We start from the raw sequence: 13,101 nt of genomic DNA on the forward strand, positions 1-13,101 counted from the left end.
AAGAATGACTACACGCTATTTTTCGTCACTTATTGAACAATCGTTGTCTCGTTCAACTGAAGCAACACTGAGTATCATGGGGGTCACAAACCCGCAGTTGCGTGAGCACCTCGCGCAACAAATGGGCGCCGATTGTGGGAAATCAGGCTCATTCCTTGCTTCTCCCGTTTTCCAACAAATGTTTGGCTGGAAAGCGTCAAACAAAACGATGCGTAGCCTGACGGAAGGCAAGGCATTGCTCAGTAAAGCTGTGGTTGATTCGCTGGATGATCAGAACAATGGACGCTATCGTTTTGGTGCTGACTGGAAACCCTTTACTCACCAGCTAGCCAGTTGGAAGGCTCTGCTGGAAAAAAAACATTCTGTGGTAGTGACCAGCGGTACGGGTTCAGGCAAAACCGAATGTTTTATGGTGCCGGTGCTGGAAGACCTCTACCGGGAATTACATGAAAATGGCAACAACCCACTTATCGGCGTCAGGGCCCTTTTCCTCTATCCACTTAACGCCTTAATTAATTCGCAACGTGAGCGCCTGGACGCCTGGACACGTGGTTTTGGTTCCGGAATCCGATACTGCCTCTACAACGGAAATACCGAAAATCTACACGCCGCAGTGAAAAGCGAACAGGTAAAAAGACCGAATGAAGTACTCTCGCGCGAAAAAATGCGTGAAGAACCCGCTCCAATTCTGGTGACCAACGGCACAATGCTGGAATATATGATGGTCCGCCAGATCGACGCTCCAATTATCCAGCAATCTAAATCACAAAAATCATTACGCTGGATCGTATTGGATGAAGCGCATACCTATGTCGGCTCGCAGGCCGCTGAACTGGCGCTGCAGTTACGCCGCGTGATGACGGCCTTTGGTGTGACTCCAGATGATGTTCGCTTTGTAGCAACCTCTGCAACCATTGCCGGAAGCGATGCCGAAAAGCAATTAAAAAAATTCCTCTCTGAATTATCCGGTATACCGCAAGAGCGCATTGACGTACTGGACGGAAGCCGGGTTATTCCGGAACTGGAACCATGCAAACACGTTTTTATTCCGTTAGAAGAAATTGAGCAAATCCCTGATACAGACATGAAAGGCGTAAGCCCAGAGCGCTTTGATGCACTTACGCATTCACCTGAAGCGTATTACTTGCGCGACATGCTAGTTACTCAACCGAATCCAATGAAGTTGGATGATATGACGCAGCGGTTGAACTCGCTAACAAAACAGCATTATAGCCAGCAGGATGTGTTGCGCTGGATTGACGTCTGCTCTGGCACACAACCCAATACTAAGGATCCCGCATTTCTTAAGGTCAGGGCGCACATATTCCAACGCAATACCCAGGGGGTGTGGGCCTGTGTTGATAAAGAATGCAGATTAAAGCACGGTACCCCGCTGGAAAAGGGTTGGCCTTTTGGCTATGTGTATGTGAACAAACGCCAAAATTGCGATTGTGGAAGCCCGGTTTACGAGCTGGCATTCTGTAATGAATGTAATGAGCCACATCTTCTGGCGCGGGACAAAAAGGGAAAACTTGTCCAATGGGAAAATAAAGGCGGTGATGAGTTCTCTTTGCAAGATGATGTGCATATTGAACATGATGCCGCAGAAGAAAAAGTTGATAAAGAGAGTCGTTTTCAGCCCCCACTCATTATCGCCGCAGAGAAGACCAGCGCGGCGGGTTATACCCAACAGCGTCTGGACCGTCAGACGCGTCGTATTGGTGTTATTAACAATGACAGCATCCCGCTAATTATTAACGACATTGAACAAGTATGTAGTGCCAGTAGCTGTGGCTACAGAGGCACGAGCGGAAAACAACCGTTCCGCCGTGCCTTATTAGGTGGGCCATTTTACGTCACCAATATTGTGCCAACCGTTCTGGAATATTGTCAGGATTTTATTAGTGAAGAAGGAAAAGAGGGCGTCGGACCTGATTCGTTACCAGGTCGAGGCCGTCGACTTATTACCTTTACCGACAGCCGGCAAGGAACGGCCCGAATGGCGGTGCGCATGCAGCAAGAAGCTGAGCGCAGCCGCTTACGCGGTAGTGTGGTCGAAATCCTGAGCTGGCATCAACGAACACAGACTTCTGCAACACCGAATGCCAATGCCGATCTGGAAAAGTTAGCGACGAGGGCAAAACAGGCCCGCCATGAGGCGAAAGAATATAGAAGCTGGGGAATGCCGGAACAAGCAAAACTGGCTGAAGCGCAAGCCGAACAGCTTGAACAGGCTATTCAGGCCGCGACCGGTGGCAAAGCTGCGACTATTCTGGTTTCGCGGACCTGGATTGAAATGGTTAATGAACTTAAAGAAAAAGCCGATATTCGCGGCCCTATTCTGCAATATAACCACTATCTGAAGCCTGAAATTTTCAATGAGAATGGCGGGCCGCTAAAGCTTTCTGAAATGTTGTTATTCCGGGAGTTTATGCGCCGGCCCAAACGAACTAACAGCCTGGAAACGCAGGGATTAGTTCAGGTTGGTTATCAGGGGCTGGAGAAGAGCCATAAGATGCCGGTGCATTGGCAAGAGAAAGGGCTGACGCTGGATGACTGGAAGGATTTTCTTAAGGTTACGCTGGATCTGTACGTACGTGAAAGCAACTTCACACAACTGGACGATGAGTTGAAAAACTGGATTGGTAGCCGTTTTTCATCGAAATTCGTCCGTAACCCGGACACAAAAGATCCCGAAGATAATCAGAACAGACGCTGGCCACAAATTCGTAATGGCAATATATCCCATCGTTTAGTGAAGATATTAATGCTTGGCGCAGGATTCAAAACCGTAAATACGGCGACGATGGATATTATCAATACGTGGCTGAAAGAAGCGTGGACCCAACTTACCGGCCCACTTGCAGTGCTGAAACCTGATGGTAACCGTTTCTATCTACCAAAAGAGCACATGACTTTTTCTTTAATCACAGATGCCTGGATTTGTCCGGTAACCAATAAGATTCTGGATACGGCCTTTAAAGGCTTAACCCCTTATCTGCCCACCCACATTTCGTTTGAACACCTTACCAAGACACAATATGACGCTTTTGTCGCGCAAAAGGTCACCATGCCGGAAATCTGGAAGCTGGATCGTTCGCAAGAAGACTACGCTCCGGGTCTGGCGAAGGTACGTGACTGGGTTAGTAAAGAGCCACTAATCGCACAATTACGTTCGGAAAACGTCTGGACGGATATTAACGATCGTGTCGTGGAAGGCGGATTTTACTACCGCACAGCCGAGCACTCTGCTCAGCAATCGTCAGAACGTTTGCAAAGCTACGAAAAGATGTTCAAAAACGGACAGCTTAATGTTCTCAACTGTTCCACCACCATGGAAATGGGGGTTGATATCGGTGGCATTACCGCCGTGGTGATGAACAACGTACCGCCACATCCGGCAAACTATTTACAGCGTGCCGGGCGAGCCGGGCGTAGTCAGGAATCACGTGCGATTTCTTATACTCTGTGCAAAGGAAACCCGCACGACCAGCAGGTTTTTTCCAACCCACTCTGGCCGTTTGAGACCATGATCCCCGCGCCGATGGTGGCAATGAATTCCGCCCGGTTGGTGCAACGCCACGTCAATGCGTTATTACTGTCCGACTTTTTATGTCACGTCATTGGCGAAACAGATAAAGAAAAAACCAGTCTTGATAGCCTCTGGTTTTTCGGTGAAGACGACGGGCAATCAAAATGTGAACACTTTAAAGTCTGGCTCGAGCGTCCGGTTCTTGATATCGACGCGGCGCTGGAACGGCTGGTGAAAGGTACAGCATTACATGGCGCCAGACCCGACCTGTTGCGGGATAAAACAATCCATGCGATTACGTTCCTGCAACAGCGATGGCTTTCCGTCTACCGCGATCTTGTAGCCCAGGAACGAGAATCGCAGCCGCAAACGCCTTATCGCAAGCGCATAGAACTGGAGAAAAAACGACACTGTGGCGAGTATTTGCTGCGTGACCTGGCGGCCAGGACTTTCCTGCCGGGATACGGCTTCCCGACAGATGTGGTGACGTTTGATAACTTCACTATGGAAGACTATATCCGTGAAAAATCACAGAAAAGCCGGGATAAAAAAGATCGCGAAGATAATGTGTCACGTTATAAGGGACTTCCCTCGCGTAACCTGGGGGTTGCCATCCGTGAATATGCACCAGGTGCAGAGATCATACTGGATGGCCGGGTCTTCCGCTCTGCTGGCGTCTCACTGCACTGGCACAATATTAATGCCGATACCAATGAAGCCCAGCGTCTGGATTGCGCCTGGCGCTGTCACAAATGCGGGACCATAGGCTATGAAGAGGGGTTGAGCAGTTCCGGGACGCTATTTTGCACCAACAGCGCCTGTGGTGAAAAAATCATCATGGATAATCGTCGCCAGGTGCTGCAGCCAGCCGGGTTTGTAACTGATGCACACGCGCCGGTGACGAACAATATTGAAACCATGAAATTTATCCCGGTTGTCCCTGCCTGGGTATTTGTTAAAGCAGAACCCGTATCGCTACCTAACCCGATAATGGGGTATATGGCATCTGGCGCTGATGGGCATGTTTTCCAGCAAAGCCTTGGAGAAGGTGGGCATGGTTACGCACTTTGTCTGAGCTGCGGTCGCGCAGAGTCGATGTTGAACGCAAACGATGCGCCGAAAAGTATGGAAGCCCACTACCCGCCGCGTCCGGGAAAAGCAGATCGCGACAGCCAGAATCAACGTCTAATTTGCCCCGGCTCGACGGCGCTCATGAAGAACGTCACGCTGGGGGCATTGGCACGAACGGATGTCTTTGAAATGGTTCTACGCAAGCCGCAAAACGGTGAATATCTCCCGGATAGCACGGAAGAAGGGCGGATTGTTGCCATGACTCTGGCGGTAGCACTACGTCAGGCGCTGGCCGGGGTTTTGGGTATCTCCGCGGCAGAACTGGGCTACGCCGTGCGTCCGGTCAGACTGGAAGATGGACAATCAGTATTAGCCGTTCAACTCTACGATGTGATTAGCGGTGGTGCAGGTTTTGCATCCAGTGCGCCAATGCACATTGAGGCCATTCTGTTGGGAATGGTGAAGCAGTTGGGTTGCCACCACTGCGATACGGCATGCAGTGAATGCCTCCTCGACTCCCAGACTCGCCACGATCACGATTTGCTGGATCGTAAAGCAGCACAGGCATGGCTTGGTGATGACTTCTCGTACTACATCGGTTTGCCGGATGATGAAACATTCTCGCTACCGGATGCCCGATATTGCCCGGGAGCCATTGGCGATACCCTTCGTCGGGCGATTAACGAGGGTGCTGAAAAACTCACACTGTGGATGAATGGGCCACTCAATGAGTGGGATCTTTATGCCCGTCAATTCCGGGCGGCTATTCAGAACTACCGGATTAAAGACAATGTTGCGGTCGACCTTGTCATTCCTGCTGGCGTCGATGATCCGGAGCTGTTGCATGAGCTTTCGCAGTTTACTGCTTTGGGCGTGCGTTTGTGTCATAGCGAACAGGCTCTGGAATTGCCGATTGTTGCGCAAGTCGCCTTTGCCGATCGCGTAATGACGCTGGCTTCACGCAGCCAGCAGGCAACTATCCCAGGGCCAGGCTGGCACCTGAATGACGAACTGGTCGTTCGCAGCCTCGGCTATAACACGGTAAAACTGAACGAGTTTGTTTTGCCGGGGAAAGCAGCGAACGCGGTTGAGCGTGTCAAAGACATAGAGATTCATAAACAGTTAAATGGTCCACTTTCGCAGTTCGGACAACGCTTCTGGGATTTGCTGTGTAACAACCATGAAGAAGCACAGTCACTGATGAAAAACCAGCGAATCACAAGCGTTCACTATACCGATCGCTATCTGCAAAACCCGGTTGCGCTGGCACTGCTGGGGGCGATACTGAAACCGCTAAAAACAAAGCTGACCGATGACGCGGAGCTTGAGCTTGATACTCTGTTTAAGCCCAAAGATCGTTCAGGAAATCGCCCCTCTCATGACTGGATGAGCGAAGCGGATTTTCAGGATTTCGCCGACCAGTGGTTTACTGCGGCAATGGGCAGAGCGGTAGAACTGACGGTGTTCGATTCGCCACGTGATATTCCACATCATCGTAAGCTGACGGTGACCTTTGAAGATAGTCAGATGTTGAAGATTCGCTTCGACCAGGGAATGGGATACTGGCGTATCGACTTCCCGTATGCATGGCGTAACTTTGACTTTACTGATGATGTGACTTATCAGCTAGTAAAACTGGCGCAAGCCTGCCAGGAGGGCAAAGTCCTTAATAGCGAGGAAAGCTGGGCAACGGATGTGCTGGTAGAGGTGATGCCGTCTTAATGCATTAGCGCTCCCAATAAAGAGTTGGGAGCGCTAAAACGACTCGAGTCAGCGATGGCCGATGACCACCATTACGCTTTTTTACGCGAGGTTTTTTTACCGCCGCTGGCGGCGCGTTCGGCCTTAATTTTTTCCAGCAGGGCGGCGGCGCTGTTTTCACCGCTGATCAGATCCGGGTTTTCAGCCCGCCACTGAGCGGTAAGCTCGCCGCGGAAGGCTTTTGCCAGGATTGACTGGGTGAGGCTGTTGACGCGGGTCAGGGCGCTGTTGACCTGCTTTTCAATGGTGTCGGCGTAGGCGAAGAGTAGTTCGACACGGCGGACGATTTCGTGTTGTTCTTGGAGAGGTGGTAAGGGAATTGGATAAGATTTTATATCTGACATATTTATCCTTGGCGCGGTACTTCCCATTGTTTTAGATCTGACAATTTTAAGTATGTTATTAGAATTAAGGACAATAGTTAAATATTTGCTAGATATTTTATCACTAGCTCTTATTAATACCATTCGTTGCCCAAGACACAGCTCTACTCCTTTAGGTATTTGACAGGCAATACCTATAGTACCTTCACGACTGTATAAAATATCATCAGGTTCAGGTTTGAGCCTTTGTATTCTATTTTGGTATGTTTCTTCATCAACATACCCTTGATAAGATAAATCTAAATAAAATGGGCTAAATGCTGTTGTTCGGACACAATATTTCCCTTCTGAACTCCACTTGGGAGTAGAATGTGGGCAGTCTACAATATGAGATGCAACATGACTCAATTGTTGTTCTTGCCAATGGCGATTTCCATCCAGCCTATCTGCAAGTTTTCCATTCACTGCCGCAGCCAGCACCGCCTGACGAAAACGTTTCAGGATTTGTGGGATTTGCTCAAGACGTGCTTTGGTGCTGTCTACCTGCGCCAGCAGTATATCGAGTTTTTCGGCGATGATTTTTTGTTCGGAAAAAGGAGCAAAACGAACCGGGATCTTCCGCATATTTGCTTGCGTAAGTTTTAAACGAGTTCCTCCGTTGACGTAATCGTGATAGTCAAATTGATTGAGAAAATAACATAGAAATTTGTTATGACTTAATCCTTGAATAGCTTTCAAAACATGAGCATGGTTATTTACCCATGTTTTTCCATAAAGCATGTACGCTTTATTTTTTTGTCCATCAAAAAATGGAACACCATCCTCACCTAGTGCAATGAGCTCTTCATCAAAAATAAAATCATCAATTTTACCGACTTCACCTGTAGCGCCATAATAAGGGTATAGTTTATTAAAATCTTTCCCCTCAATACGTTTTTGTCTTTCTTTGTTGTTAACCGGAATACGCATCGAATCCAGTATTTCAACAATATTTTCTAGCGGGGTTTCTACCCACCCCTCCGGCAATTTCCCCCCATTCATGCCTTCACCTCACCAAACGCTTCTTCCAGCAACTGACGCTGCGCATCCGCCTCATCGCTCGCCCCCAGCTCGCGCATCAGCGCATCCAGCTCGCCCAGCGCCTGCACCAGCTCACCCATCGCTTCTGCGGCCAGCACATCCGGCTCCGGCAGGCTGTCGGCGTCAATGCTGTCTTTATCCTTCAGCCAGGAGATATCCAGCGAATCGGATTTTGCCGTGCGGATCCACTCACGGCTGAACTTGCGCCAGCGGCTGGTGGCAAGGTGCTGGTCGGTGTTCTTGTTCTCTTCGCTGTCGGCAAGTTCCGTCTCTTCGGCGTTAAAGCTCCACTCGCCTTCGGTACGCGGGCTTAAGCCGTGCGGATCATCACCGTAGACATTTTCAAACGGCAGCAGATGCTGTTCGGTAAACGGCGTGCGCTTGCCGAAGCTCGGCATATTGGTACGCAGGTCGTACACCCACACGTCGTCGGTGCAGTGTTTATCCTGATTCGGATTGGCTACCGTGCCTTTGGTAAAGAACAGCACGTTGGTTTTTACGCCCTGGGCGTAAAAGATGCCGGTCGGCAGACGCAGGATGGTGTGCAGATGGCATTTGTCCATCAGGTCGCGACGAATATCGGTGCCCTTACCGCCTTCAAACAGCACGTTATCCGGCACCACCACCGCCGCGCGCCCCCCGGGGTGCAGGGTTTCAATGATATGCTGCATAAAGCACAGCTGTTTGTTGCTGGTCGGGTGCACGAAGGTGCGGGTAATGTTGGTGCCCGCGGCGCTGCCAAACGGTGGGTTGGTGGCAACAATATGCGCCTTCGGCAGGTTTTCACCGTCGCTGCCCAGCGTGTTGCCCAGACGGATAGCGCCGCCGTGGTCGAGGTTGCCTTCAATATCGTGCAGCAGGCAGTTCATCAGCGCCAGACGGCGGGTGCCGGGCACCAGTTCGAGGCCGATAAACGCGCGGTGGATCTGGAAATCCTGGGTGTCGCCATCAAGATCATCCAGATCGTTGGTTTGTGACTTCACGTAGCGGTCGGCTTCAATCAAAAAACCCGCCGTACCCGCAGCCGGGTCTTGCACCACTTCGCGCGGCTGCGGCTTCAGCAGATGGATAATGGTTTTGATCAGCGGACGCGGGGTAAAGTACTGGCCTGCCCCAGATTTGGTTTCATTAGCGTTCTTTTGCAGCAGCCCTTCATACATATCACCGAAGTCATCGCGAGACTTACCATGACTACCGTTATACCAGTCCAGCGAATCCATATAGCTAACCAGTTCAGTTAACTGTTTGGGGTGCTCAATGGTGGTGCTGACATTATGGAAGACCGCCTGCACCAGCTTTTTCTCATCAGAGCCTAACTGAACCAGCAGGTTACGGTAGAACTGCATCTGATCCTGGCCAATGCGGGATTTCAGGTCATCCCAGCGGTAGCCTTCCGGCAGGTAATCCGCTTCCTGGCCGGTCTCTTTGCACATTTTCAAAAACAGCAGCGAGGCAAGTTCGTTAACGTAGTTTTGATAGGAGACGCCGCCGTCGCGCAGGTTGTCGCACAGTTTCCACAGTTTGGCGACCAGATCGTTATTGTTCATTGAAGATCCCATGTAAAACAGCGGCCCTTATCGGGGCCGCAGAAGAAGAAATTGCCGGGGATGATAACGCGTCAGGCGAGCTCATCCCAGATGTAATCGCTGAACTTATCCAGCACGCTGTCGAGGTCGTCGTCAAAGGCACGCTGTAACATTGGCTTACCGCCGCGGCGGTGGAAATTGCCGGTTTTGAAAACATCGTCGTCGAGCACCACCTTCTCTTTTAGCGCCTGCGCTAAACGGTCGAGCCAGCTTAGCTGTTCATCGCTCCAGTCGTTCTCGGCCTTGATACGCGTCAGCGCGTGATCGACACGCTCGTCGAACGGTTTGAGCGCATCCCCCACCGCCGCACGGCGGATGTGGCCGATCAGCCGGGCGGCGATATCCTGATTGCGCGTCGCTTTCCACGCGCTGCGCAGGGATGACTCTTCAAAATGCTGGCGGTCAAACCACTCCTGCAATTCCACCAGCCCTTTACGGGTGAGGTCGCGCGGGCGATTAATCACCGCCTGCAGCGCGGGCTGGGTGTTCGGGGAGCGTTGCACCAGCTCATCAAACGCTTCGAGGAAATCCTGCGGCGTGTCGTAATCGCCGTACAGCGATTTGACGCTCACCACCTCATCGTCAATATCGAGGAAAATAGGGGCATCGCGCAGAGTGTTGATATCGGTTTTCAGCCTTTCCAGGCGGGCGATAAAGCCGGGAAGCTTATTAAAAATCTCGGCGCTCCAGTGCGGTCCTTTTTCCCGCAGGCGTGAGGCCAGACCGCCAAAGTTGACGCCCGCGGCATCCAGGCACAGCTCGTCCAGACGGCGAACCTGCTTATCCACCGCTTCGCTGCGATCGCGGTTATAAATGGCGAGGCCGATGATTCTCTGCAGCTTAGCGACCAACTGTTCATGGCTGTGCTCGGCAAAACTGCGGCCATCCGCTTCAATGGTTTTGTAGGTTTCTGAGTCGGTAATTTCATTGACCAGCGTTTGCAGTTCCACCTGTGGACGCACAACCACCGGGCGCATGGTATCGACGCTTTCCAGCGAGCTGTAGATATCAACACAGTCGAAAATCTTAAAGCTGGTTTTCCCCACCGACGGGCACAGACGCGTGGCACGGCCCTTCATCTGCTCGTAGAGAATGCGGCTTTTGACTTTGCGCAGGAACACAATATTACAGATTGACGGGATATCCACGCCGGTGGTCAACAGATCGACGGTAACCACAATATTGGGTAGCCGCTCTTTGTTGAAGCGGACGATCATGCTTTGCACTTTCTTCGCGTCTTTATCGGCATCACCGGTGATCTTGATAATCGCGTCGTGCTCCAGCTGCGGATACTTTTTCTTAAACGCGGTGCGCAGCTCGTCAACCACCATGTCGGCATGGGCGTTGGTGACGCAGAACACCAGCGTTTTTTGTTGCCCGGTGGGATCCAGGTATTTGGTGAGCTCACCGCATACCGCACGGTTAAACGCCGGGATCACCAGGCCGCGGTTAAAATCGGCAACCTCAAAATCCTGATCGTCAGCCAGCGTGTCGTTGATCAGCTCGCCCTGTGGGTTCAGGCGTTCCACCTGTTCACCCTCGGAAAGATAGACCCCATCCTGCGCATTGCGGGTAACGATCTGAATAGGCGGATCCTGATCGATCAGGTAGCCGTCGATCACCGCCGTACGGTAGGTGTAGCGGTAAACCGGCTCGCCGAAAATATCGACCGTGTGCAGCGCTGGCGTGGCGGTCAGGGCAATTTTTACCGCATCGAAGTGATCGAGAATGCGACGGTAGGCGGAAACGTAATCCAGCTGGCTGCGAAACTGCAGCTCGCCTTCGGTCTGCTCTTTATCGAGAATGTAACCGCGGTGTGCTTCATCGACGACAATACAGTCGTAACGGCCGACCGGCATCGGTTCATCTGATTGCAACGTGCGTTTAACCAGCGACTGAACCGTGGCGACGTGAATTTTGGTGCTATCTTCCGGGAATTTATCAGTCAATCCTTTGATATCGAAAATGCTGTTAAAAGTGTCGCCGTTAATCCGTGTATCTTCAAACGATCCCAGCGCCTGCTCGCCGAGCGAGCGACGATCAACCAGGAACAAGACGCGTTTGAAACGCTGCGACTGGATCAGGCGGAACATCAGGGCAATGGCGGTACGGGTTTTACCGGTACCGGTCGCCATTGCCAGCAGGATCTCTTGTTGGCCGTTAACAATGGCCTTCTCTACCGCGCGAACGGCATCCTCCTGGTAATAACGCAGACCCAGTTCGCTCATTCCGGGGTTATCGGCAAACCACTGATTCTGTTTTTGCGGGTCGCTGCCCAGCATATCCAGCAGCTCTTCCGGGCGATGCCATTCCGGCAGCGCTTTCGACATATTGGTGGTATGGCGGACGTCGCGATACCAGATACCGCTTTTGGTCTTCATTGCCGCGCGATATTCACGACCGTTGGTGGAGTAGCAAAAGGGGATTTTAAAACGCTGTGTGCCGCTGGTGTCCTGCCAGCTAATTTCGTAAGCAGGTACCGCTTCATGTACTTCATCAGGAGAGTAGTGTTCTAACAACGTGTCGCGTAAGAACGCGTTATCGAAGTATTTACTGTAGCGATACGATTCGTTGAGTTTGCCGGGAACATCGATATTTTTACGTTTTGCTTCGACCACTGCGATAGGCTTAAGGCCCACGAACAGAACATAATCCGCAAAACCTTGCTTCCCGGTTTCATCTTTGCCAGTTGGCCATTCGGCAATGGCTTTATTTACACCCGGTTCTGGACGCTCACCTTTGGAGAAACGTAACGTTTTACTATCGGCCTGCCAGCCCGCTTTACGCAGTTGGGCATCAATCAGGAAGCGGCTTTCTTCCTCGCTGAGATTCAGTGTGCGCTTGATAGCCTGGTCGGTAATCTCTTTATGATATGCCTTGCGTTCCTGTTCGGTTTGTTTTGCTAACTCGGCGTTTTTGGCGGCGAGTTGCGCTTCCAGTGCGGCCACGCGTGCTTTGGTTTGTGCTTCGGTTTCCTGCTGTTTGCCTTCGAGAACGGCAATGTAGCCGTTGAGTGCAATTAATCGTTGCTGCTGAGCTTCCAGTTCTGCCTGGCTTTGTACTTTTTCCTGTGTCTGCTGTTCCAGTTGCTGTTTGAGGGTGAGAACTTCGGCGTGGTAGCGATCCTCACCGTGCTCAGGCAGCACAAAAACCGGCACAGGAAAGTCGTAATCTTTGGTTACCAACCGGTAATACCAGACGGCAAGACGGAAACCCAGGCGCAGGCACATCTGAGCATCATCCAAATCATTATGGTATTCGTGGACGGCCTGGTTACCAATTCGGCGCAATTTATGGAATACAGAAAGGATGTTGTCATCAACAAAGGAAATTTTGCCCAGTTCACGCAGAAGATCGTGTTGATTCTCACAGAGGGGGATATCCAGCAGCAGGCCAAGGTGTTTAGCCGTCGCTTCGCCAAACATACGCATTTTCACCAGCGTGGTGTTGGGATCATCCGGGTAATTATTTTCCGCCGCACAGGCGATGGCATAGGTGAAATCGTTGACGCCCTTCAGGAACTCAAAATTGGATTTAGTCATCATTAAGTTTTAATCCATCGCTGTGCAAGCCTATCCGTATATTTAAGGCTCATAACTCTTTATCTTAGCTTTCCACATATTCCCGGGCAATGACCAACGTCACAGCAACTGACCAATTCTTAAGGGTTCGTCTATTTTGTAGTGCTGTACTAAACACAAAAAACCCCAAACTCTTCAAGCAAGTCAGTTGACCATATCGAGCGCAC

At 51.1% G+C, this 13,101-nt stretch carries 4 protein-coding genes; 1 reads left to right on the forward strand and 3 read right to left on the reverse strand.

The genetic code is table 11. The features are described 5' to 3' along the window. Positions 1 to 4 precede the first annotated feature (4 nt). Positions 5 to 6,325, forward strand: a complete 6,321-nt coding sequence (locus tag KB890_RS11450) for a DEAD/DEAH box helicase (RefSeq protein ID WP_004178408.1) — start codon at positions 5 to 7, stop codon at positions 6,323 to 6,325. A gap of 71 nt (positions 6,326 to 6,396) precedes the next feature. Here the strand turns inward: KB890_RS11450 and KB890_RS11455 are convergent, their stop codons facing one another. From KB890_RS11455 to hsdR, 3 genes are all read right to left on the reverse strand, one after another. Next, a complete protein-coding gene (locus KB890_RS11455; RefSeq protein WP_004196471.1) occupies positions 6,397 to 7,728 on the reverse strand; it encodes a restriction endonuclease subunit S in 1,332 nt (443 codons plus the stop codon). Next, positions 7,725 to 9,314: a type I restriction-modification system methyltransferase gene (gene hsdM, locus KB890_RS11460; protein ID WP_004178405.1), complete on the reverse strand. Its 1,590-nt coding sequence runs from the start codon at positions 9,312 to 9,314 to the stop codon at positions 7,725 to 7,727. Before hsdM ends, KB890_RS11455 begins: the two co-directional genes overlap by 4 nt. Before the next feature lie 71 nt (positions 9,315 to 9,385). After that, positions 9,386 to 12,898 carry a type I restriction-modification system endonuclease gene (gene hsdR, locus KB890_RS11465; protein ID WP_004178404.1) on the reverse strand — a complete coding sequence of 1,171 codons (3,513 nt, stop codon included), beginning with the start codon at positions 12,896 to 12,898 and terminating at the stop codon, positions 9,386 to 9,388. Positions 12,899 to 13,101 lie beyond the last annotated feature (203 nt).

This window comes from Klebsiella sp. P1954 (genome assembly GCF_018199955.1).
GTDB classification, from domain to species: domain Bacteria; phylum Pseudomonadota; class Gammaproteobacteria; order Enterobacterales; family Enterobacteriaceae; genus Klebsiella; species Klebsiella pneumoniae.